A 25,364-nucleotide genomic window follows, 5' to 3' on the forward strand; every position below is an offset into this window, starting at 1 on the left:
CCACAGCCATGCTGTGGCGCGCCTTCACGCGTATTGGCCGTGGCACTTAACTAAAAGTTAATCAGGGCTTCAGAAGACCGAAATTGTAGCGTTTAACCCCCTTGGGCAAGCTGTGGCTACCAGGCGACGAGTAAGCCGCGGCCACGCACCCGGCTCTCGTCATGCCTGGAACTAAACCGCCGTCCACGCAATGGGTGCCGGCGTGGAATTTCCAATAAGGAACAAGAGCCATGATCAATAAGCTTTGCGCCAGTGCCGAGACTGCCCTGTCCGGCATCAAGGACGGCGCAACCATAGCCGTGGGAGGATTCGGCGGCGCCGGCATGCCCGACGAACTCATCAATGCCCTGATCGATCAAGGCGCACGCGATCTGACCCTGGTGAGCAATAACGCCGGCCAAGGTGACTCGGGGCTCGCCGCCTTGCTCAAGGCCGGACAAGTGCGTCGAATACTGTGCTCCTACCCACGGATGACCGGTTCGCATGTGTTTGAGTCCCTATACAGGGCAGGCAAAATCGAGCTTGAAATCGTCCCGCAAGGCAACCTGGCGGAACGCCTGCGGGCAGCGGGCTGCGGTATCGGCGGGTTCTATACCCCGACCGGCTACGGCACATTGCTGGCCGAAGGCAAAGAGACTCGCCTGATCGATGGCCGCCACTGTGTGCTGGAGCTGCCGATTCACGTCGATTTCGCGCTGATCAAGGCTCAAGCGGCAGACCGTTGGGGCAACCTGACCTTCCGCAAGACCGCGCGCAATTTCGGCCCTGTCATGGCCATGGCAGCCAAAAACACCATCGCCTCAATCGAGCATCTCTGCGAACTGGGCGAACTGGACCCGGAAACAGTGGTCACCCCTGGCATCTACGTAAAGCACTTGGTGCTTCGCCAAGCGCCGACCCATTTTTTGAACCAGGCAGGATAAGTGACCATGGATAACAACGTACGAATCGCCATGGCCATGCGCGTTGCGCGTGACATTCCCGAGGGCTCCTATGTCAACCTGGGGATCGGCCTGCCGACCCTGGTCGCCAACTACCTGGCCGAAGACAAGGACTACTTCCTGCATAGCGAGAATGGCGTGCTGGGGCGCTGGCAGGCGGCTGCGCCCGGTGAAGAAGATTGGGACATGATCAACGCTGGCAAGGAGCCCATCGAGCTGAGCCCCGGCGCAGCCTTTTTTCATCATGCCGACTCCTTTGGCATGATGCGCGGCGGCCACCTGGATATCTGCGTGCTGGGCGCCTTTCAGGTATCAGCCAAGGGGGATCTGGCGAATTGGCACACCGGTGCCCCTGATGCCATTCCTGCCGTTGGCGGCGCCATGGACTTGGCCATCGGAGCGAAGCGCGTCTTTGTCATGATGGAACACCTTGCAAAGGACGGTCGCAGCAAGCTGTTGCCTGACTGCACCTATCCCCTGACTGGCTTGGGCTGCGTCAGCCGCATCTACACTGAACTGGCCACGATGGAGATCACCAGCAACGGCGTCAAAGTCATCGAACTGGTCGCAGAGGTGACACCCGAGCACTTGCAGGCAGTCACTGGCGTGCCGCTGGATTTTTCGGCGCTCGGCACATCAACATCCGCAGCTTCACCCCGTCGATCAGCCGCTACACACGCACATGCGGAACTGCAAAGGTGAACGGTTACTGGCATTGGGACCAGCGCGAACTGACTGAACTGTTGAGCCTCGAAACCATTGGCAATAACACCTGGCAGAGCTACGTCTGCGACACCAATGCCAATGGTCGGGTCTACGCTGGACAACTACTGGGGCAGGCGCTTTGGGCAGCGGCGCAAACCGTCGAGGATCGTTCTCCCGGGATGTTGCAGATGACGTTCCTGCAAGGAGCAAGGCCGCAGGATTCCATTGAGTACAGCGTCGAGACTCTCCAGGATGGGCGTCGGATTTCCAGTCGCCACATTTACGGCGTACAAGGTACCGGGCTGGTAATGAGCGCAAACGCCAGTTTCCAGGTGCCTCAATCCGGTCCGAATAACTCGCAGCGACTAGCGTGGCAGGTGCCCGGTCCCGAAAGCCTGCCAACGCTCAGCGAACTGGCAACACGTTCTACGTTCCAGTGCAAATCGCTGCAATTGCGCGTCAGCGCCAAGCCGTTTCTTGACATACGCCCGATCAACCCAGCGATTTGTGTCGATTCTGCTGCCGTCGTGCAAAGCAAAGTCGCCTACTGGATTCGTCTTGTCCAACCCCTGCCTACCGAAGGGTGCCTGCATCATGCAGCCCTGGCATACATGTCTGATAGCTGGCTCAACGGCAACGTCGCGTCACAACAATCATTGGATGATTTTTGGCAGCAATGTTACGTGAGCAATCTCAATCACAGCCTCTGGTTCCATAGCCTTGAACTTGACGTGACCGATTGGCTGTTATTCGTCAACGAGACAGTGAACAGCTTGTCGGAGCGCAGCCTGACCATGACACATATCTACCAGCGCGATGGGCGGCTCGTAGCGAGCATGACCCAGGATCTTTTGGTTTCACCGCGCGACGCCTGAACCTGTACCCGGCAACAACAACCTCTGATGCTATAAAAACAAGGAGAAACCCATGCTTTACCACGTGAAAATGGATGTAAGTATTCCGCGCGATATTGCGGTTGACGAGATAGAAGCCATCAAGGCCGCTGAAAAGAAACGAGCGACCGAGCTACAGGAAAGCGGCAAGTGGCCGCACCTGTGGCGAATCGTCGGCCAGTATTCCAACATCAGCATTCTGAACGTCGACAATAACGACGAACTTCACGCCTTGCTGTCCAGTCTGCCGCTGTTCCCTTTCATGACGATCCAAGTCACACCTCTGGCCAAACATCCTTCCTCGATCGTTTAAATGAAGACGGCGGCATCAAGCCGCCGCCTCTATCTGTGTACTCACTTTCTGATGGCAGGGAATTTTCGATGCCTGAGCTGTTGCAACTGAAATCCTTGGACTTGACCAAACTAGTACGTCCAGGTGACACCGTGATGTGGGGGCAGGCTAATGCGGAGCCCCTCCCGTTGACCCAGGCACTGATGGAGCAGCGTCATGGAATCGGACAGTTCACCGTCGTTCTTGGCATAGACAAAAGCGGGACTTGCAAAGTGGAACATGCTGATTGTGTGAATTTCGTCGCCTATTGTGGGGCGGGGGGCAATCGCGATCTCGTGCAAGCCGGCGTGCTGGATATCCTTCCAATACACTACTCCTCGTTTGCCCAAGGACTGGCCAGTGGCGCCCTGCCCATTGATGTACTGATGCTTCAAGTGGCCCCCGCCGATGCGAATGGTCGCTACAGCCTGAGCATAGCCTGCGAATATCTGCTGCATTGCATTGACACTGCCCGCCTGGTCATTGCCGAAGTCAACCAACAGGCGCCCTGGACTTTCGGTGAACGAACACTGGGTGAAGATGATCTGGACATCATTGTCCATACCGATCGCCCCCCTCTCGAAATCAGTGCAATAAACGCACGTGAAAGCGATCAGCGTATCGCCCGTCATATTGCGGGGATCGTTGAAGACGGGGCCACCTTGCAGATGGGCATCGGTGCAATACCGGATGCGGTGCTGGGAGCACTGGCCGGTCATCGCGACCTCGGGGTGCATTCAGGCAGCCTCGGCGATAGCGTCGCTCGCCTGATGGAAAACGGCGCGATAAACAACCGGCGGAAGTCTATCGACCGTGGGGTAAGCATCGGCGGAACGCTGATGGGTTCGCGCCTGCTACACGACTTTGCCCACAACAATCGAGCCATCGAGCTTCGCTCAACCCAATACACCCATGATGCCGCCGTGCTTGCCAGTATTGACCGCTTTGTGGCCATTAATTCAGCGGTAGAAGTCGACCTCACAGGCCAGGTCAATTCAGAGATCGCTGCGGGAAACTACGTCGGTGCGGTGGGCGGCGCGGTGGACTTCATACGCGGTGCCCATTTGTCCAAAGGAGGGTTACCGATTATCGCGCTGCCCTCTACAGCTGGAAATCACAGTCGGATCGTCGCCAGGATCGCAGGGCCTGTGACTTTGGCTCGCAGCGACGCGGGCATCATCGTGACAGAGTTCGGTATAGCGGACTTGCGGGGACTGTCGGTCAAAGAGCGCATCGTTAAAATGCTCGATATTTCTCATCCCGATCATCGCGCAGGGCTGCAATCGCAGTTGGCCCAAATACATGCCTGGGGTTGATGCTCAAAGACATAGGCCTTTGCGTAAATGGCATTTAAATAAAAGGGAGGGCATCCAATGCCCTCCCTTCCTTTATACACGCTCCCTGCGAACTACTGATCAGGACCTCAAGTTGCCAGAATGAAGTCGTTGGCAGTAATGGTTGTTGCGTCAGCCACACCTACCAGGCGGATGGAGTCAGCTCCTCCAAAGCTGACCAAGGTATCCGCACCGACATCGGCGATGGTGACGCTGCCGGCAAAGGTTGCCGCCGTGATGTTGAGCGCGGAAATATTCAGCAGATCCTGGCCCCCCGCCGCGTTGGCATCGAAGCCGGTGATCCGGTCTACTCCAAAGCCTGCTGCGAACACGAAGACATCGTTGCCACTGCTGGCATCCATGATGTCGTTGCCAGCACCACCGGTGACCGTATCGTTGCCAGTACCGCCATTGATCGTGTCATTGCCGATGCCACCCAGCAATGTGTCGTTACCGACATTACCGAGCAACGTGTCGTCGCCATCACCGCCCTGCAGCAGGTCGTCCCCGGTCCCGCCATCCAGGGCGTCATTACCCAGTCCGCCCAGCAGGGTGTCGTCGCCCAAGCCACCAATCAACGAATCGTTGCCGTCACCGCCATCGAGGGTATCGTCGCCAATGCCGCCGTTCAGGGTATCGGTGCCAATGCCTCCCAGCAGTTGGTCGTTACCGTTGTCGCCATTGAGCGTGTCGTTACCGGCGTTGCCGATGAGGATGTCGTTTCCGCTGTCTCCGTTGAGGGTGTCATTCCCTGCCCCGGCGATGATGGTGTTGTTCAACCCGTTGCCGTTGGCGGAGAAGTTTCCGACGCCGGTGTAGGTCAGGTTCTCGACGTTGGCACCCAGGTTGTAGTTGGCCAGCGACGTCTGTACGGTATCCGTTCCGCCACCCGCTGCTTCAACCACCGCGTCCCCACCTGCATCGACGATGTAGGTGTCGTCGCCGGCGCCCCCCACCAACTGGTCATTACCCGCACCGCCATTCAGGACGTCGTTGCCGGCCCCGCCGGTGATGGTGTTGGCCAGCGTATTACCGGTACCTGTGAAGTTGCCGGCACCGGTAAAGGTCAGGTTCTCGACGTTGGCACCCAGCGTGAAGCTGGAGAGCGACGTCTGCACGGTATCCGTTCCGCCACCCGCTGCCTCGGTAATGCTGTCACCGACGTTGTCGACCACAAAGGTGTCGTTGCCGGCACCGCCGTTCATGGCATCCGCGCCGAGCCCACCGTTGAGGATGTCGTTGCCATCCCCGCCACTGAGCGCGTCGTTTCCGGCCCCGCCGATGATGGTGTTGGCCAGCGTATTACCGATACCCGTGAAGTTGCCGACGCCAATGTAGGTCAGGTTCTCGAGGTTGGCACCCAGCGTGAAACTGGCCAGCGCCGTCTGCACGGTATCCGTACCGCCACCCGCCGCTTCAACCACCACGTCCCCGGCCACATCGACCACGTAGGTGTCGTTGCCGGCGCCCCCGATCAACTGATCGATACCCGCACCGCCGTTCAGCACGTCGTTACCGACCCCGCCGGTGATGGTGTTGGCCTGCGCATTACCGGTACCGGTGAAGTTACCGGTACCGGTAAAGGTCAGGTTCTCGACGTTGGCACCGAGCACATAGGTGGTCGCAGTGGATTGCACCAGATCGGTACCCCCCCCCGCAGCCTCGATGACGGTGTCACTGGTGTTATCGACCACGAAGGTGTCATCGCCAGCACCGCCGTTCATGGCATCCACGCCGGCTCCACCGTTGAGGATGTCATTGCCATCCCCACCATTGAGGACATCGTTGCCGACGCCGCCGATGATGGTGTTAGCCAGGGCATTACCGGTACCGGTGAAGTTGGCCGCACCGGTGTAGGTCAGGTTTTCAAGGTTGGCACCGAGCGTGTAGCTGGCCAGCGTGGTTTGCACCAGATCGGTACCCCCACCCGCCGCCTCGGCGACGGTGTCACCGACGTTATCGACCACAAAGGTGTCGTTGCCGGCACCACCGTTCATGGCATCCGCGCCGAGCCCACCGTTGAGGGTGTCGTTGCCATCCCCACCACTGAGGGTGTCGTTACCGGACCCGCCGGTGATGACGTTGGCCAACGCGTTACCGGTACCGGTGAAGTTGGCAGCACCGGTATAGGTCAGGTTCTCGACGTTGGCACCGAGCACGAAGTTCGTCAGCGTGGTTTCCACCAAATCGGTACCACCACCCGCCACCTCGACGACGCTGTCCCCAACGTTGTCGACCACAAAGGTGTCGTTGCCGGCACCCCCGGTCATGGCATCCGCGCCGGTTCCACCGTTGAGAATGTCGTTGCCGTCTCCGCCAAACAGCTGGTCAATGCCGCCCAGACCATTGAGCGTATCGTTCCCGCCCAGCCCAAACAGCACATCGTCACCCGTACCACCGGTGAGGGTTTCCCCCGCTGCGGTACCCACCAGCACCACGCCCGGTGGCACCGCTGCCGTTGCCGCGGAGGTCACTGTCTCCAGCGTGCCGAAGCCGTCGGTATAGCGCACGATCACCCGCAATTGCAGATTGGCCTGCCCGGAACCCGGGGTGAAGGTCGCTGCGGTTGCGCCGTTGATGTCGGTGAAGGTAGTGCCAAGACCTTGCTGCCATTGATAGCTGAAGGTACCCAGCCCATCCACGTCAGCAATTGTATTGGTCTGCGCGGTCAGCACCTGCCCTTGATCAGGTGTCGTATCGCTGATCAACACACTGCCTGTCGGTGCATCGTTGACGTTGGCCACCGGGTCCGAAGGATCGGACGCAATACTTTCCGCCACGCCAAAGTCATCCACGTAACTGACCACCACCCGCACCTGGTCGCCGACCTGATCCTGACTCAGCGTGAAGGTGCTACCGGTGGCACCGGCAATGTCAACGAAGCTGACCCCGTTGGTCGCCTGCCACTGGTAGGTGAACTGTGGATTGCTGAGGCCATCAACATCGACGATGGTCGACGGGTCAGCGGTCAACAGTTGGTTCTGCGCCAGAACCCCGTTGATGGTCGGCCTCGCCGTCGGTGCGTTGTTTGCCGACGAATCGACGATCTCCAGCGTGCCTTTGGCATCCTGGTACACCGCCCGGACACGGATGCTCAACCCCGCCACATCATCCGTCACCTGAAAGGTGGTACCGGTCACCCGCGAAGCTTCGCCGGCGGCGCCAACGATGATGTCTTCAAAGATGCCCGTGCCAGCAATGGTTTCGACCTGCCAGTAGTAAGCCACGGGACCGGTCACCGCCCCGGTTGGATTAGCAGCCGTTACGTTGTCCGCGTCATGTATCGACCGATTGCTGACGCGCAACAACTGGCCGCTTATCGGCGTATCTTCACGCAAGCCGGTCGCATCATCGAGAATCGCCAGACGACCCGATGGCCCCTCGTTCGTGGCAGTGCCGAGTCCAGTCAACATCGACTGATCAGAGAACTGCAGGCGCTCGATGCCGGTCAGGCGATCGGTGCCATCACGCCCCGCCACAAGGTCGGTCACGATGATCGAGTCACCATCGACCACCACGCTGTACTCCAGAATATTGCCGGAGTACACCGCCGTGTCGTAGCGGTCATTGCCGGTCAGGATCTCCCGCACGATGACCAGTTGGCCCGGGTTGTAGGTACCGTTGAGCATGAACGGCACCATCGGTTCCATGCTGTTGAACGAGGCGATTTCATCGCCGGTACCGTCATTGTTTTCCCGCACGCTGATGCGCACGTTCAGCCACTTGTCACCGTCTATGATGTCGTCACCACCGCGACCTTCGATCAGGTCACTGCCGCTGCCACCGAGGATGATGTTGCCGCCGTCATAGGAGGTCGCGCCGCGCAGCAGGGCCGACAGACCATTGATCAAGGCGACGTTGGTCAACACACTGCCGTTTGCACCGGCGGTGGGCAGCGATGTCGAGTCTTCGTTATCGCCGCGCAGGAAGTCACCGTGCGCCGAACCCGACAGACCTTCCATGATGTCGAACCGTACCAGCGCCGAGGCTCCTGAACCCGGCACCTTCGGTACATCGAAGAAGCGATCGGTGAAATCGATGCTCACACCCTGCTTGAGGTCCTTGAAGGTCGCCCAGTCGTAGCCGGAGCCGCCGATATAGCGGTCACCGAAGCCGAGGCTGCCGACCATGATGTCGTCGCCGCCTTCACCGTTGAACTTGTCGTTCTCGTTGCCGCCGATGAAGACATCGTTGCCGATGATCGGGTCGTTGCCCAGCGGATCGAAGTTATCGCCAGGCGCACCATCGGAGGTGCCCTTCTCGATCCAGTCGTCGCCTTCGTTACCCATGTCCTGCTCGTTGGCCTTGCTGCCCAGGATGAAGTCGTTGCCCTGGCCGCCAATCGCTTCGGAGGCGTCCTCACCGGTGATGATGAAGTCGTTGCCGAAACCGCCAATGATCAGGTTGACGCCGTTACCACCGTGCAGCACGTCATTGCCGTCGCCACCCTGGATGTTATCGTCGCCACCCTTATCGGTGATGATGTCGTCGCCGGCACCGCCACGCAGCTGGTCGTTGCCGTAGCCGCCTTCGATGCGATCGTTGCCGCCATCGCCCCAGACCGTGTCATCGCCTTCACTGGCAATGAGAATGTCGGCAGCGTTGGTACCACCGAGCACAATGTGCTGATCACCGGTGTAGCGGATGTAGTTGCTGTCCGATCCTTCCGTCAGCGGGTTGTCGCGGAACACCACCTGCTCGTGGTCCGCGCCAAGCGGATCGGCGCTGTTCAGGCCTTCGTTGAACTGCTTGCTCTTATCGACTTCCAGATAGTACCCGGGATCGGAGAACACCAGGCCCGGCAAGTGCGTGGCCGAGGTGTTGGCCATGATCAGCTTGGCGAACGAGTTGCTTTCCAGCTCCGCATTCATCGACAGGCCGGAGGTACGTTCCAGGTAGTAGAAGCGGTCGCCGTCCTGGAGTTTTTCCAGCTGGTTTTCGAACACGAAGTTGAAGGTCGAACCGAGCATGCCGCCGAACGGGGTTTTCTCTTCGGCCAGGCCGCCGATCCACATGTCGATGGCATCGACACCCGTGACCGTCACACCCTTGAGGTCATCGGCGGTACCCAATATTCCATCCTTGCCGGCCCGGGTTACGTTGCCCCAGGTTGCACCGGTGCCGTTGAGGAAGGCCAGGCGGTCTGACGGTTCATCGATTCCCCCATCACCAAACACCAGCATCATCGCCGCAGCACGTTTGGCTTCCAGGGTGGTCGCCCCGGTGATCGTGCTATGGGTGCCATAGGCCGCGATGAAGTTGATCAACGACTCCGGATGCTTGAGGTGCTGCAACAGGTCGACCCAGCTGGTGTACGGCTTCATCTGGGTATCGCCGGTCTGGTTGTACATGTCGCGGCGGAACGCGTTGAGCGAAGGAATCCCCACATCGCGGCCACGGGCGATGTTGATCGCCGGCAGATCCAGAGGCAGACCCAACAGGTTGTTGCGCAGCGCCTCGGTGACGAACTCGTCGATTTCGTTACCGGCCTGACGCGTCACACCACGCACGATCGCACTGGTCGCATCCTCTGGCGACACGCCACTGGCCGCGTAGGCCAGCGGATTGAGGAACGCCGCGATCAAGCCCAACTGATGATTGGGAATGGCGCTGTTCGGATCACTGATAACGTTGAAGTTCGCGTCGTAGCGATCGACAGTCTCGGTCAGCATCGAGTGGCCGAACCGGTAAACGGTGTGGGCAAACTCGGCGACGATCGAAGGATCGAGGTCGACGTCGTAGACCTGGGTCGGAGCGAAGAACAGGTCGACATTGGGCTGGATGGTCCGCGCAAATTCCTCGAACACCAGGTGCTGGTACTGCATCTCGGTACCGAACTTGGCAGCCTGGAACAAGCGCTCGCCATTCCACACCAGCGCGTCGATAGCGGTCTGGTCAGCCGGCATCTCAGTCACGGGCTTGAGCAGCCACTCGTTGAGGAAGGCCACGTCACCCGAATCGAGCACGGTGTCCTTGGTCTGGGCGACCAGCCGGTTGTGCTCGGAGTGGAAGATCGCATGCACCGCGGTCAGGCCGATGTTTTCGTTGACCCGGCCGTCGCCGGCGATGTAGTGCGCGTCCAGCAGTTCGTTGTCGTACGTCGCGTTATTCCCGCGGCTGTCTACTGGCTGCCCATTGCCAACAAGAACGTCACCATCGGGCTGCAGAGCCCCAGCGGCAGAGATGACAGGCACGGCATTGTGCGCGATGTCGGCGAGGAACTGGTGGCCGGTGCGCACGGCATTGGCCAGGTCGATCGGGGCAAGCGGATCGCCTTCGACCAGCACATCATCCGAGGTGCCACCTATGCCGTCCACCCCCTTCATCACCACCTGAACCCTGCCGTGCGAGCCAGGGATGAAATTGCCGTAGGCGTCGGTTGCCAGCAGCGGCACGTTATCCACATCGGCATCGGTCAGGTTGATGCCCAGAACGTCACGGGCTTGTGCCTTGACCACTTTCCAGGTGGCCATGCCGCCGATTTCGTGGTCGTCCGCCGTACCAAACTTGCCATCCCCTCCCAGGTCGCGGTTGGTGATCAACTGGCCAGTAGCGATCGGGCCGTGGTCGGTCAGCACATAGCCGCGCAGGAACACCTGGTGCGACGGATGCGAGCTGTAGGTCTGGTTCTGGTCCACGAACGGTGTGGTGGTGTTGGTTTGCTCATGGATGTCGTCGGCCGTGCCGAGCTTACCATCCGCCCCTGGCAGGTTGGTCGCACGGGTCAGCACCATGAAATTGGTGTTACCGCCGGGCACATAGAGCGGATCATCTGGCTGCAACGGAATGTAGATGGTGCCCGCATTACCTTTGGTGACCAGGTCCAGACCATGATCGAAGAACTGCCCGAAGAAGGTCATCCAGGCATTGAAAGGTGCGGACAAGCCGGCATCCGCCGCAGTGTTCTCGAACAGGTACACATCATGGTCATCGCCGGTGCCAAACTTGCCATCCAGGCCAGGGCTGGAGACGATCCGTACGCCATCCTTGAGCACGTCGTCGTTACCCGTCGTGCCGGCCGGTATGCCGAAGTTGAGCTTACCGTCCACACCAGGGTCGTACGCCGCGGCATAAGCCGCTGGGTTTTTCGACGTCTGGTCGACGATCAGGTTACTGATGGTGCGCGGCTGTGAGTCGAATACAGGGCCGGAGCTCTGCGCATACGTCGATCCCTCAATGGCTGGCGAGCCAGGACCGAAGAAACCCTCAGGCGCACCCTGCGCCGGATTGAATACCGGATCGCTCAAGCGCGGGAAGGTGTTATCGGCAGCACCATATCCGGTGTGGTCGTTGCCGTTGAGGTTCAACAGGTTGTTGTTCGACCCGTCGACCGACCGCAGGCCCAAAGGCGCGCGAATATTGGGCAGCAACGAGAGCAGGTCGACACCTTTGGCTTCAGCCTCGGCAATCTTGATCTGCGCGAGGATGAAGATGAGGTCGGAATGGACCATATGCAGGCCCTCACCTCCTTCGGTTGCATCGTGGACCGGTGGTGAAGTCACAGGCGCAACCGCCGGACCGGGGGCCACTACGTCAGTCGGATCAGAGAACACTATTTCAGTGGTGCCATGGCCATCCTGGTAGATCGCCTTGACCCGCAACAACAACCCTTCGAGGTCAGGCGAGACCTTGAACGAAGTGCCATCGGCGCTCTGGAACGCCAGATCACCGGCTGGCAACAGGATGATGTCCTCGAACACGCCGCTGCCTGGACCGGTTTCCACCTGCCAGTAGTAGGACACGGACGAGCTGTCGAGACTGCCCCCCGGGTTGTTGGCATCGGTCACGCCGGCCATGCTGACCGTCAGCATGTCGCCCACGGCTATCGCACCGTTGTTGATATCCGTAATGGCAGGTTTGCCCTGCGGCTCGGCATTGAGCCCTGGTACCAGCACTTGCTGAACATCGGCAAATTGCAGGCGTTCGATATGCATCAGGGTGTCAGTGCCATCGCGGCCAGCGACATTATCGATCACCGTCCAGACGTCGTCCGACGTATCGAGCGTGCCACGGTCGTCCTGGATGACGCGGTACTCGTCCTTAATCCCGGAGTAAATGGCAGTGTCGAAGGCCCTGCCACCGGTCGAGCTGCCGGGCAGGATTTCCCGCACGGCCTTGAGTTGACCGGGGTTGATGCTGCCGTCGATCATGAACGGGATCATGTCGACCATGCTGTCGAACGACCTAATCTCGGGGCCGGTATGGTTGGTATCGCCCGGGGCATAGACTGCAATCCTGACGTTGAGCCATTTGTCTCCGTCGATCAGGTCATCGCCGCCACGGCCTTCGATCAAGTCACTGCCATCGCCGCCGAGCATGATGTTGCCGGTGGCAAAGCCGGTGGTGGGCAAACCGGCATCGGTGAGCAACTGCTTCAGCCCGCGGATCAGGTCCACATTGGTCAGCGCACTGCCGGTGGTACCGCCGTGGTTGAGGATGGTGACCGCATCGACGTCATCACCCTTGAGCACATCGGCGAATTTCGAACCGGACACCCCCTCGACCTCGGCAAAACGGTCGAGGATCGAAGCCGGCGAGGCGCCGACCGGATTGAATACGCCGGTGTTCTGGTTTGGCGCGTTGCCATGGGGCTGCGCCAGCGCGGCCAGGCTCAGGTCGACGGTCACCCCGATTTTGTCATTCTTGTGGGTGATCCAGTCGAAACCGGACATGCCGTCCATCTTGTCCTGGGCATCGCTGCCGACAAAGATGTCATCGCCACCCTCGCCGATCATTTCGTCGAAGCCACCACCGCCGATGAAGATGTCATTGCCGATCACATCGTCATTGAGCAATGGCGAGAAGTTATCGCCAGGCGCACCGTCCTGGGTACCTTTCTCGATCCAGTCGTCACCTTCGTTACCCGTCGGTGGCAGGTTGGTCTTGGCACCCAGGATGAAGTCGTCACCCTTACCACCAAAGGTGGTGGTGATGTCTTCGGTGGTGACGATGAAGTCCTGGCCATCGCCACCCAGGATCAGGTTGCCGAGAGCAAGCATGCTGCCAGCGATGATCACGTCGTTGCCGGCGTTGCCCTCCAGACGGTTGTCACCGAACGAGTCGGTGATGATGTCATCGCCGTCGCCACCCAACACCGCATCGTTACCGGCACCGCCTTCGAGGCGGTCGTTGCCTGCGTCACCGTAAAGGGTGTCATCGCCGTCGCCGGAAATGATGATGTCATTGCCAGCAGTGCCGCCGAGCACGACATGGTCTTCCCCGGTGTAATGCAGGTAGTTGCTGTCGGTGCCGGGGGTATCGGGGTTGTCGCGGATCACCAGCGGCACGATTTCAACGCCGTTGATCATGATGCCGCCCGTCGGATCGGCGCGGTGGTCCGCGCCCAGTCCAGTGAACTGTTTGGACTGATCCACTTCAAGGGTGTAGGTGGGCGTCAGGAACACAGTGTTCGCCAGGTGGACCACATCGGTGTTGAGCATGATCAACTTGGCAAACGAGTTGTTCTCAAGCTCGGCGCCGAAGTCCAGGCCGGCGGTACGCGACAGGTAGTAGAAGCGGTCGCCGTTCTGCAAGGCCTCCATCTGAGTTTCGAACACGAAGTTGAAGGTCGAACCGAGCATGCCGCCGAACGGCATTTTCTGCTCGGCCAGGCCACCGACCCAGAAGTCGATGTCGTCCACACCCGTGGTGGTGACGCCATTGATCATGGCGTAGCCGCCCGTACTGTTAAGGAATGCCAGGCGATCCTCGTCAGTGGCGGTAAAGATACGCTCACTGTCAGTGCCGGCGTTGATCACCGCGCTGCCGCCAAACACCAGGGCTGCGGCGACCGCCCGCATCTCGATCAGTGTGTCCACATCGACTGCAGTCAATCCTGCGTGGGTGCCGAAGGCCGCGATGAAGTTGATCAGCGACTCGGGATGCTTGAGGTGGTCGGCAAGGTCCGCCCAACTGATGTAAGGCTTGAGCTGACTGTCACCCGTCATCGCATAGAATTCACGCCGGGCCTCGTTCAAGGTGGGGATGCCCGTGTCGCGACCGCGCGCCAGATTCAGGGCCGGCAAATCAAGCGGCAGGCCCAGCAGGTTGTTGCGCAACGCCTCGGTGACGAACTCGTCGATCTCGTTGCCGACCTGACGGGTCACACCACGAATGATCGCGCCTGCGGCTTCGTCGGCCGTATCCCCGCTGGCGGCGAACGCCAGCGGGTTAAGGAAGGCGGCAATCAGGCCCATTTGCGGATTGTTTGGATCGTTGAGCAGCGGATTGAACTCTGGATCGAAGCGGTCGACGGTCTCGGTCAGCATCGAGTGACCGAAGCGGTACACCACGTGGGCGAACTCGGCGAGGATGGCCGGGTTGATCGAGGTGTCATAGCCGTTGGGTGCCAGGAATTCGTCGATCTGCGGCTGAATGGTCCGGCCGAACTCTTCGAACACCAGGTGCTGGTACTGCATCTCGGTACCGAACTTGGCAGCCTGGAACAGGCGCTCGCCATTCCACACCAGCGCCGCGATGCCTTCGGGCGTGGTTGGAATGGCGGAGACTTCGGTTAACAGCCACTCATTGAGAAAGTTCACGTCGCCTGCGGCCAGCAGGGTGTCCATGGTTTGCTGGACCAGGCGGTTGTGTTCGGAGTGGAACACATGGTGCACGGTGGTCAGGCCGATGTTCTCGTTCGCCCGGCCGTCGCCGGCGATGTAGTGGGCGTCGAGCAGTTCGTTGTCGTAGGTCAGGTTTTTCCCGGCCCCATCGGTCGCCTGCGCATCGCCAATATCAGAGCCAACGTCCGCTTGCAGCACTCCGTCAACCACTACCGGTTCGGCATTGTGGGCGATGTCATCGAGGAAGCCATGGCCGGTACTCACGGCGTTGGCCAGGCTGATCGGCGTAGTCCGGTTGCCTTCAACCAGTTGCGTGACGTCATCGGCGGTCCCGGCGATGCCGTCGTCACCGTTGCTGATGTGCATCACCACCTGCGGCATGCCGTGCTCGCCGCGGATGAAGTTGCCGTAGTCGTCCGTGGCCAGCAGCGGCACGCTGTGCACGTTGGCATCGGTCAGGTTGATACCGAGAATGTCGCGGGCCTGGGCCTTGACCACTGCCCAGGTCGCCATGCCGCCATTTTCGCCGTCACCATCGTCTGCAGTGCCGAACTTGCCGTCGCCACCCAGATCGCGGTTGGTAATCAGGCGCCCGGTGGTAACGGGATTGCCTGCTGCATTTATCACGTACTCGCGCAGAAATACCTGATGCGAAGGGTGCGAGCTGTAGGTCTGGCTCTGGTCCACAAAGGGCGACGTGGTGTTGAGCTGGCCATCATCGGCAGTGCCCACAAGGCCGTCCGCACCGGCGGTGTGCACGGCACGCGACAACACCATGAAGTTGGTATGGCCGCCCTCCACGTACAACGGATCGTCCGGTTGCAGCGCAACGTACACGATTGCGGTGCTGCTCTTGGTGACCAGGTCCAGACCGTGATCGAAGAACTGGCCGAAGAAAGTCATCCACGAGTTGAAGGGGGCGGTCAGGCCGACGTCCGGTGACTCATTGGGAATCAGGAACACGTGCTTGTCGTCGCTCGTGCCGAACACGCCGTCCATGCCCGGGCTCAGCACCGAGGCTGCGCCGCCATTGGCTGCAACCGCTGCCGGGTTATTAGCCGTCTGGTCGACGATCAGGTTACTGATGATCCGCGGCGCCGGATCCTCCACAAATCCTCCAGCTGCGTATTGCGCTGACTGATACGCGGGATCGAGCAGGCGCAGGAAGGAGTTGTCCGACGCGCCGAACTCGCTTTGCCCGTCAACCAGGTTGTTGTTGCTGCCATCGACAGTCCGCAGGCCGAACGGCACCTGACTGTTGGGCAGCAAATCAATCAGGCTGGCGCCACCGGCATGCGCTTCCGCGATGAAGATTTGCTTGAGGATGAACTCCAGGTCCGCCTTGCTGAAATTTGCCATTTTCGATTGCCCTCGATCTTTATGGGGTAAGGCTCGGGACGAAAAAATCCACCCGCGCCCAGTGACGTGCTGGCTTGCGCAGTTCGTTGTTTTGGTGTTTGGCGAGAGCAGGCAGGGTTCAGGCAAAACCATGTTCGGGCAAAGCCATGTTCAGGCAAAGCCGTCCCCAGCGCCGGGAAATGCGCGCCTGGAATTCGCTGAGTGAATTGCTCGCTGGCCGATCAGGCAGAGCGACTTCGAGCCGTGGGTGGTCCATGGCATCGGGAAGTCGAAGCGAACTTCCCGAACAGCCCCGTCACTGTGCAATGAAACAGATTGATCGCCATGTTGTGCTCCCCGGGGGACCACCGCGACCTGCACTGCCAAAACGATGACAGACTTCCGGCGGGCGTCCCCCAAACATGACTAAAGATCCAGAGGCACGGACTGTCAATAAGACGTCGTAAAATAACTTTACAAATTTTTGATGTGCTAACTAACTGTTCTAGAACGATATATAGAATTTTCTAAGAACCCATAGCGCGAAATGTTATTTCGAACTGTTTCGCTATCGAAACAAATGCCACCTACGCTGGAGAACATGAAGAAAATTTAATTTGAACTTTTCCATAACACTACATCTTGTGCCGGAAGGCGCCATAGACACTACATGCACGGTATGCCGGCGACATTTGCTGCAACGTTTGCGCCGCAAAGGAAACCGTTTTTCGGTGGGGGATTATCAAAATGCACCAGCAGTCGAGCACCCGTTCCGAGTTGGCTGAGGCGATTTTCCGCCTGCGCCGCAGTTTTTACTCGCTGGCGGCGTTCAGTGGCGTCATCAACGTCATGATGTTGACGCCCGCCGTGTACATGTTGCAGGTCTATGACCGTGCCCTGGTCAGTCGAAACGTTACAACTTTGACGATGCTGACCTTGCTGGTCATAGGCATGTTCCTGCTGATGTCGACGCTGGAAATGCTGCGCACCCGTGTGCTGATCCGGGTCGGCAATTGCTTCGACATGGACCTCAACCGGCGCATTTTCACCGCTGCATTCGAGCGCAACCTGAGCCGTGCCGGTGGCAATCCGGCCCAGGCCCTGCAAGACCTTGCGCAAGTTCGTCAATTTCTTACCGGCAATGCCCCGTTCGCCTTCTTCGATGCACCGTGGACGCCGCTGTACCTGCTGATCGCCTATCTGATCCACCCACTGCTCGGGCTGGTGACCCTGATCGGCTCGCTGATTCTGATGGGGCTGGCTTATCTCACCGAAAAGGCCACGCAGAAGCCGCTGGCCGAAGCCAACCAGGCCGCTCTCTCTTCGGCCTGTTATGCCAACAACAACCTGCGCAACGCCGAGGTCATCGAGGCCATGGGCATGCTGCCGTCAATCGGCAAGCGCTGGTACCAAAGCCATTTGCGCATCCTGGAAATGCAATCTCTGGCCTCCGACCGCGCCGCCCTGATCAGCAGCACCGGGCGCTTCGTGCGTATCACCTTGCAGTCGCTGATCCTCGGTGCCGGCGCACTGCTGGCCATCGAAGGCAAGATCACCCCCGGGATGATGATTGCCTGTTCGATCCTTACCGGCCGGGCGCTGGCCCCGGTGGAACAAGTCATCGCCTCGTGGAAGCAACTGCTCGGCTGTCGTTCGGCCTGGGGCCGGCTCAACGAGATGCTCGAAACCTATCCGCGTCGGCCACCCAGCATGTCGCTGCAGCGGCCACTGGGCATGTTGGCGGTCGAAAATGTGTATGCCGGCGCTCCCGGCACCAGCAACACGATTGTGCGCGGGGTAAGCTTCAACCTGTCCCCCGGTGAAAGCCTGGGCGTTATCGGACCATCCGCCTCGGGCAAATCCACCCTCGCCCGCCTGCTGGTCGGCATCTGGCCCGCTCAGGCCGGCAAGGTGCGCCTGGACGGTGCGGACGTATTCAACTGGAACAAGGGCGAACTGGGCCCCTGGCTCGGTTACTTGCCACAGGACGTGGAGCTGTTCGAGGGCACCATCGCCGATAACATTGCGCGCTTTGGCGAGGTGGACAGCGACGCTGTCATCCGCGCCGCCAAAGCCACCGGCGTGCACGAGATGATCCTGCGTTTTGCGCAAGGGTATGAGACCCGTCTGGCCGCCGATGGCAGCCCGCTTTCCGGTGGCCAGAAGCAACGCATCGCCCTGGCCCGCGCGCTGTATGGCGAGCCCAACCTGATTGTGCTGGATGAGCCCAACGCCAACCTCGATGACGTCGGTGAAAAGGCCTTGGTCGATGCGCTGGCCCAACTCAAGGCCCGTGGCGCCACCGTCATTCTGATTTCTCACCGTCCCAATGTGCTCTGCGCCGTCGACAAGGTGTTGATGCTGCGTGACGGCGGTGTGCAGATGCTCGGCACCCGTGACGAAGTATTCGCAGCGCTGCGCAAGGCCAGTGTGATGCCTGCCGGCGCGACGACTCCATTGGCCTCTGTCAAAGGAAGGGAGTGACCGATCATGCAAATGAGCCAACAGACCGAGATGATTCACGCCGACCCAAGAAACGCGGTGGATCTGGACGTCGGCAAACCTCTGCGCAGAGGTATGTGGCTGGTGCTCGCCGGCTTCGGCGGCTTCCTGCTGTGGTCCTGGCTGGCGCCACTGGATGCGGGCGTGGTCGCCACAGGCACGGTTAAAGTCACCAGCAATCGCAAAGCCGTTCAGCATCTGACCGGCGGCACCGTGGAGGCCATTCTGGTTCGCGAAGGCGATGCCGTGAAAAAAGACCAGGAGGTGGTCCGCCTTGATTCGCTGCGCGCGGTCGCTGAATGGGGTGCGGTCAGCGCCCAGTACATTGTCAGCAAGACCGTGGAAAACCGCCTGGAAGCCGAACGTGACGGCCGCGACATGGTGAAGTTCGACCCCGAACTGCTCAAGCGCTTCGCCGATGACGACCGCCTGTTGGCTGCCATGGATCTGCAACAGCGCCTGCTGGAAACCCGGCGCGCCGGCCTTGCGGGCGAAATCAGCATCCTGGAGGAAAACCTCGCGGCGTCTGCCGTGCAGCTCAAGGGGCTGCAGCAGGTCTATGGCGCCCGCGCATCGCAGATCAACTTCCTCAACCAGGAACTGCAAGGCACCCGCGTGCTGGCGGCCGAAGGCTACGTGCCACGCAACCGTCTGCTTGAGCTGGAGCGTAGCAATGCCGACCTCTCCGCCGGCCAGGCCGAGAACCTCAATAACATCGCGCGCATTCGCAGCCAGACCACGGAACTCAAACTGCGCATCCTGCAGCGCAAGCACGATTACCAGAAGGAAGTTGAATCGCAACTCACCGACATCGCCAAGGAAAACAACTCCCTGGCCGACCGCTTGCGTGCGCTGCACTACGAAGTGAGCCACACGGTGATTCGCTCACCCATCGATGGCATGGTGCAGTCCCTGAGCATCGCGACCATCGGCGGGGTCATCCAGCCCGGGTTCAAGATCATGGAAATCGTTCCGGACAATGAACCGCTACAGGTCGACGCGATGATTCCCGTACAGGCCATCGACAAGATGACTCCCGGCCTGGCCGTGGACATTGCCTTCCCCGCCTTCAACCATGCCCAGACACCCAACATTCCCGGCCGGGTGAAAACCGTCTCCGCCGACCGCCTGCTCGATGAGGAAAGCAAGCAGCCGTTCTACCTGGCTCAGGTAGAAGTCACCAACGAAGGCATGAACCTGCTGGGCAGCAATCACATTCGTCCGGGCATGCCCGCTACCGTCACCATCAAGACCGGCGAGCGCAACTTGATGAGCTACCTGCTCAAACCGATGCTCGAACGCGTCGACAGCGCCTTCAAGGAGCAATGAAATGGAGCGTCGTTGCCTGATCTTCTGGATGCTGGGCCTGTCCCTTCCCGTTAACGCCCTCCCCGCCAGTGCCATGGACCTCAAAGAAGCCTGGGATTTGTTGCAGTACCAAGGCCCGGTCTACCGCGCCGCCGTGCATGAAAAAGAGGCTGGCCAGGAAAACCGCGCCATCGGCCAGGCCGGCCTGCTACCGCAGATCAGTGCCTCGGCCTACGACAACAAGGTCAATGGTACCCAGCGCCAGAGCGGCGTCGAAAGGGATCTGGACTACGACTCCAAAGGCGCTAACGTGCGCCTGCGCCAACCGCTGTTCAACAAACAGAAAATGGCCGAGTACCGGCAAGGCAAGCAACGCGCCGACTACAGCGTCGCGGTGTTTGACGCCAAGAGTCAGGACGCCGCGGTGCGCCTGGCCGAAAGCTATTTCGACGTGCTCCTGGCCAGCGAAACCATCGTCCTGGCCAAGGCCAAGCTGAGCGCCTTCGATGAGCAGCTCGCCTCGGCGAAACGGCGCATGGAACTGGGGGCCGGCACCATCACCGACATCGACGAGTCAGTCGCTCGCCGCGACCTCGCCGAAGCCGAGTTGATCGAAGCGCAGGACAACCTGATCAATGCGCGCCGCAAGCTGGAGGAATACATCGGCGAAACCCCCGAAGCGCTGACCACGCTGCGGGCCAGTTTCGATACGCCACCGCTGCTGCCGAGCAATCTGCAGGACTGGCTGGTCAAGGCTCAGACCGATAGCCCGCTGATCCATGCGCGGCGTCATAGCAGCGACCTCGCTGAAGAAGAAGTGAAGCGCGCCAAGGCAGGCCACTGGCCGACCCTGGATTTCGTGGCCGGCTACACCGCAGGCGAAAGCCAATCCATCTCCGAGCTCAATCAACGCAACCGCTACGGTTCAATCGGGCTGGAAGTCAATTTCCCGTTGTACAACGGCGGCGGCACCAGCGCGCTGACGCGCCAGGCCAGTGCCAATAGTTACAAGGCCCAGGACGAGCTCGACGCCACACGGCAGGAAGTCATCTCCGGGACCACCCGCGAATATGCCGGCGTCCAGAGCGGCGCCAAACGCATTCACGCGCTCGAGCGGGCCGTCGAGTCCAACGAGCGCTCACTGATGTCGACGCGCAAGGGCTTCAAGGAAGGCGGCACCAGCACCAACTCGGACGTCCTCAATGCCCAAGAACTGCTCTTCGTCGCCCGCCACGATTTGTTCGAGGCCAAGTTGCGCTATCTGATGTCGCGCCTGCGCCTGGCCTCTTCGGTAGGCGGTCTGGGCGACGACGATATCGATCAGATCAACGATTACCTGGGTCCGCAGCTGCTGGTCACCAATTAACGTTCACTTGAAAGCCGGTCGAGTCAAATAGCTGTCGTCCCGGACATGGAGACGGCGGGGCAACTTGCGAGGTGCGAAAAATGAAACGCGCGACACCACCCTGTCATTCCATCGACCTGCTGCGCCTGTCCTGCCTGCCCTGTGCGATGCTCCTCAGCCTCAATACCGCCCATGCCGTGCCGCTCGACGACGTCAACCAGCCGCCCCCAACGGACCCGTCGGCGTATAGCAATCAGCCCGCCGACCCGGCAGCAGCGCTGGAAGCCTTGAAAACCATGCCGTCGACCAACCAGGGCGCGCTGGCCCTGCCCAACGGCGTATACGGTGATCGCAAAACCCCGCTGGCCGACAACGTACTGCCACCCAGCCTGCAAACCTCGTTCAAGGTCCCCTCCAATGGCAAACCCAGCCCATTGTTCGGCGCGCAACCCTTCACCCAGCAACTGCTGTTGTTCGAAGAATTCGGCACGGAAAAACTCGACCCGACCCTACCCCGGCCGCCGCTGAACTTCCCGGTACCGATGGCCGGCCCGGCGCCACAGCAGGACCCGGACAGCATCGCCCGCAGCGGCCCTTCGAGTTCGGCGCTGGAAGCGTTCATGCGTCAACCCGGTCTCTACCCGTTTCCGACGCAGTATTCCAACGTGCTGGACCGCAACCCGTGGAAATCCCAGATCGAAGCGTTTCTAAACCGCCATCCGGTGGGCTCGCCGGCCGAGGGTCGTCCACCAGGAAAGGGTTGGTCGCATCAACGCTGGAACGAGTTCTACCCGCAAGTCGCGTTCAAGACCGTGCAAGCAGGCGCCAAACTCAATGGCGGCATGCGCGATCGAAGGCAACTGCACAACTATGCGGTCGGTGAGTTCGGGCCGGGCGGGCTCTACTACCAGACCTCGGACATCCCGGCCACAGCAGGTACGACCAAAGGCATCGACACCCGTTTTCACCCCAACATGCCGATTCAAAACCACAAAGCGCTATGGACCTTCGACGGGACCTTTCCGGTAAAACTGCTGATGGTGCGTTATGGCCAACCGGTGCTGATGCGTCACTACAACGCCCTGCCGATCGATCCTGCCGCCAACATGGGTTTCGGCCTGCATACGCTCAGCACCCATGAACACAACGGCCACAACCCGGCCGAAAGCGACGGCTATACCAATGCGTTTTTCTTTCCGGGGCAGTACTACGACTATCGCTGGCCGATGCAACTGGCCGGTTACGACACCATCAATACCAAGGCTGAAGACCCTCGGGCTGCATTCCCTTGCGCGCCGGGCGAAACCCTGTTCGTCAACGACGCCAACCCGGGCCTCAAGACCTGCGACAACGGCACCATCAAGATCCGCGGTGACTGGCGCGAGACCATGAGCACCCACTGGTTCCACGACCACATGCTCGATTTCACCGCGCAAAACGTCTACAAGGGCAACGCGGTGATGATGAACTATTACAGCGCGCTGGATCGTGGTAACGAAGCGCTGGAAGACGGCGTCAACCTACGCCTGCCCAGCGGGTCGGCGCTGGCCTGGGGTAACCGTGACTACGACGTCAACCTGATGCTGGCCGACAAGGCCTGGGATAAAAACGGACAACTGTGGTTCAACCCGTTCAACACCGATGGCTTCGTCGGCGATCAGATGCTGGTGAACTGGCAGTACCAACCGCGCCTGAAAGTGCGGGCGCGCAGTTATCGTTTCCGCATTCTCAACGGCTCGGTATCGCGCTACTTCAGAATTGCCCTGGTCCGCGAAGTCGCAGGCACCGGTGGCGAGTATCCAGGGCCGGCAGGTTCAGGCCTGTCCTACACCCGGGTGCCGTTCCACCTGATCGCCAACGACGGCAACCTCATGGAACACGCCGTGCCGTTCGATGGCAGCATGGACCTGGACGGCGACGGCGACCTGCAGAACCACAACGCTATCCTGCCCACCCAGGGCATCGCCGAGCGCTTCGACATCATCGTCAACTTCGCGAAAAACGGCATTAGCACCGGTGACAAGCTGTACTTCGTCAACCTCATGGAACACCGCGGTGGCCGGGGGCCCGAACTGGCACCACTGAGCCTGGCCGACGTGCTGTCCGGGAAGTACAAAGCCGTGCTCAAGCTGGGTAGCAAAGGGTTGGAATGGGACGGCGGCGACCCGGTGGTGGGCAAGTTCCTGCAAATGGTGGTGCAGCCATACAGCGGCACGGACGTGAGCATGAACCCCGCCGACTATGAACCCGCCAAGCCGGGCAAAGCCGCCGGTAAAGTCATGATCCCGCTGACCCTCGATCGTAACGACGCCACCGTGCAGGCCAAGCTGAAGGACGCGCGACATCGTGAATTCAGCTTCGGTCGTTCCAACGGCACGGACGAAGAACCCTGGACCATCAAGACCGACGGTGGAATGGGCCTGCAGATGGACTCACGGATTATCAGCGCTGCCCCGCAATTGGCCAACGGCCCAACCGATGGTGGCTACAGCGGTGACGGCACCCTTGAAGTGTGGAAAATCAAGAGCGGCGTCGATGGCTGGAGCCACCCGGTGCACGTGCATTTCGAAGAGGGCATCGTCCTCAGCCGCGACGGCAAGGCGCCACCGGTTTGGGAGCAAGGCGCACGCAAGGACGTGTATCGCATCGGTGAAGGCATCGACAGTTCGATGGACGTGGACATCGCCATCCGTTTTCGCGAGTTCGCCGGAACCTACATGGAGCATTGCCACAACACTCAGCATGAAGACACATCGATGCTGCTGCGTTGGGATATCGAGCATCCCGGTCAGTTCCAGTTGATGCCAACCCCCCTGCCCGGCTGGGACGGCGTCACCTACGTGAACTCTGCGGCGCTGCCGACCTTCCGCACGGGCACAGGCGACAACAAAAAACCGGACGCCAAAGCCGACAGCGCCGTCAGCAAAGGCGGCAAATCGGTGACCATCAATGTGCTGAATAACGACAGCGACCCTGACGGTAACGTGCCACTCAAAGTGGTGGGCCTGACGCAACCGGGCACAGGCAAAGGCACGGTCAGCACCAACGGTGTCAGCGTGACCTACGTACCGCCGTCGAGAATCACCACGTCGTTCACCGCCACCTTTACCTATCAAGCCAGCGATACCAAAGGCGCGGTATCGGCACCGGCGACAGTAAGCGTAGCGGTCTCACGATGACGCAAAGAAAATGATTTGCCTGGGGTGACCCAGGCAAATCGAGCGTCACTGAACTTGAGTCGAGGGATAAAGACCGGCAAGCCGCGCGATCACAACACTGACGTAAAACACGCCTGAAAATTCTTCGATCATCACCAGTGATCGGGCGTGGTTGGTCAATGGCAGAACATCACCGTAACCGGTGGTCGTGAGCGTGGTAAAACTGAAATAGATCAGCTTGAAGAACGTGCCAGGTTCTCTGAAGTCGAGCTGGCCGGGGCCGAATGAGCCCGCGGCGACTATCTCGACCATGGCATAAACGAAGGACCAAACGATGGCCAGCATGATGTAACCCGCCAGCGCGCCATGCAGCTTGTCGGCTGTAATCGGCCCGCGTTTGAGAATGTAGCGAAACACCCCGCTGAACGAGACGGCAAGAGACGCTGCATAGGTCATCCCGGCAACATGGAGAATCGCGAGACTTTCAGTCCACAACGCCGCCCATTGAAGGCCAACCCCAAGCAATGCCAGACCCAGCTTGAAGATGAACCCACGCCGAGTCTGCTTGATGGCGAAAGTGCCCACCAGCAGCACGATTGAAAACAGAATGCCAAGCAACGTGCGGGCGTAGATGCCTCCTTCAAGAAAGGGGAACAGCAGGACCAATCCCAGCAAGAGCAGCAATAGATAGGTGCACGGCCCCAGCCCGATCACCATCTGAGCTAAATCGTCATCGAGATCGGATCTGTTTTGCTGTTCTGTCATAGCGGTTCCCAGAGACTGAAATAATGCTTAAGACTTGGCTTCGGAAAAGTCGGCAGTGGAATTCTAGACGCGAATGCGTGTGAGGGGATTTGTGTCGTGCCAGGTGAACACCAAACAACGCAAACCTGTGGGAGCTGGCTTGCCAGCGAAGAGGCCAGCACATCCAACATCAATGTCAC

11 protein-coding genes are annotated in these 25,364 nt (G+C 60.0%); 9 read left to right on the top strand and 2 right to left on the bottom strand.

Going from position 1 to position 25,364, the window contains the following annotated elements; genetic code table 11:
- The first annotated feature begins 230 nt into the window (after window positions 1–230).
- The 5 genes from ACRESJ_RS07805 to ACRESJ_RS07825 all read left to right on the top strand — a co-directional run bounded on the left by ACRESJ_RS07805 (window position 231) and on the right by ACRESJ_RS07825 (window position 4,186).
- Window positions 231–923, top strand: a complete 693-nt coding sequence (locus ACRESJ_RS07805; RefSeq protein ID WP_431757387.1) for a 3-oxoacid CoA-transferase subunit A — start codon at window positions 231–233, stop codon at window positions 921–923.
- Window positions 924–929: 6 nt separating this feature from the next.
- Entirely contained in the window at window positions 930–1,643 is a 714-nt protein-coding gene (locus tag ACRESJ_RS07810; RefSeq protein ID WP_431757388.1) for a 3-oxoacid CoA-transferase subunit B, read from the top strand.
- A gap of 41 nt (window positions 1,644–1,684) precedes the next feature.
- The gene (locus tag ACRESJ_RS07815; RefSeq protein ID WP_431757389.1) at window positions 1,685–2,521 is read left to right on the top strand and encodes an acyl-CoA thioesterase; all 837 of its coding nucleotides are present in this window, start codon (window positions 1,685–1,687) and stop codon (window positions 2,519–2,521) included.
- Between the two features lie 52 nt (window positions 2,522–2,573).
- Window positions 2,574–2,852, top strand: a complete 279-nt coding sequence (gene catC / locus ACRESJ_RS07820; RefSeq protein WP_431757390.1) for a muconolactone Delta-isomerase — start codon at window positions 2,574–2,576, stop codon at window positions 2,850–2,852.
- Between the two features lie 68 nt (window positions 2,853–2,920).
- Complete coding sequence (locus ACRESJ_RS07825) at window positions 2,921–4,186, top strand: acetyl-CoA hydrolase/transferase family protein (protein ID WP_431757391.1); 1,266 nt, start codon at window positions 2,921–2,923, stop codon at window positions 4,184–4,186.
- A gap of 107 nt (window positions 4,187–4,293) precedes the next feature.
- Here ACRESJ_RS07825 and ACRESJ_RS07830 read toward each other — a convergent pair whose 3' ends face one another.
- On the bottom strand, window positions 4,294–16,128 hold the full coding sequence (locus ACRESJ_RS07830) for a peroxidase family protein (protein WP_431757392.1): 11,835 nt from the start codon (window positions 16,126–16,128) through the stop codon (window positions 4,294–4,296).
- Window positions 16,129–16,854: 726 nt separating this feature from the next.
- On the opposite strand from ACRESJ_RS07830, the gene ACRESJ_RS07835 reads away from it, so the two are divergent.
- The 4 genes from ACRESJ_RS07835 (at window position 16,855) to ACRESJ_RS07850 (ending at window position 24,441) form a co-directional block, all read left to right on the top strand.
- On the top strand, window positions 16,855–18,591 hold the full coding sequence (locus tag ACRESJ_RS07835; RefSeq protein WP_431757393.1) for a type I secretion system permease/ATPase: 1,737 nt from the start codon (window positions 16,855–16,857) through the stop codon (window positions 18,589–18,591).
- A gap of 6 nt (window positions 18,592–18,597) precedes the next feature.
- A complete protein-coding gene (locus tag ACRESJ_RS07840) occupies window positions 18,598–19,938 on the top strand; it encodes an HlyD family type I secretion periplasmic adaptor subunit (protein WP_431757394.1) in 1,341 nt (446 codons plus the stop codon).
- A gap of 1 nt (window position 19,939) precedes the next feature.
- Window positions 19,940–21,283 (top strand): TolC family outer membrane protein, encoded by a 1,344-nt coding sequence (locus ACRESJ_RS07845; RefSeq protein ID WP_431757395.1) that lies wholly within the window; start codon window positions 19,940–19,942, stop codon window positions 21,281–21,283.
- 146 nt (window positions 21,284–21,429) lie between these two features.
- Entirely contained in the window at window positions 21,430–24,441 is a 3,012-nt protein-coding gene (locus ACRESJ_RS07850) for an Ig-like domain-containing protein (protein ID WP_431757397.1), read from the top strand.
- A gap of 45 nt (window positions 24,442–24,486) precedes the next feature.
- Here the strand turns inward: ACRESJ_RS07850 and ACRESJ_RS07855 are convergent, their stop codons facing one another.
- Entirely contained in the window at window positions 24,487–25,185 is a 699-nt protein-coding gene (locus ACRESJ_RS07855; RefSeq protein WP_431757396.1) for a potassium channel family protein, read from the bottom strand.
- Window positions 25,186–25,364 lie beyond the last annotated feature (179 nt).

This window comes from Pseudomonas sp. (genome assembly GCF_050739655.1).
In the GTDB taxonomy this organism is placed as follows: domain Bacteria; phylum Pseudomonadota; class Gammaproteobacteria; order Pseudomonadales; family Pseudomonadaceae; genus Aquipseudomonas.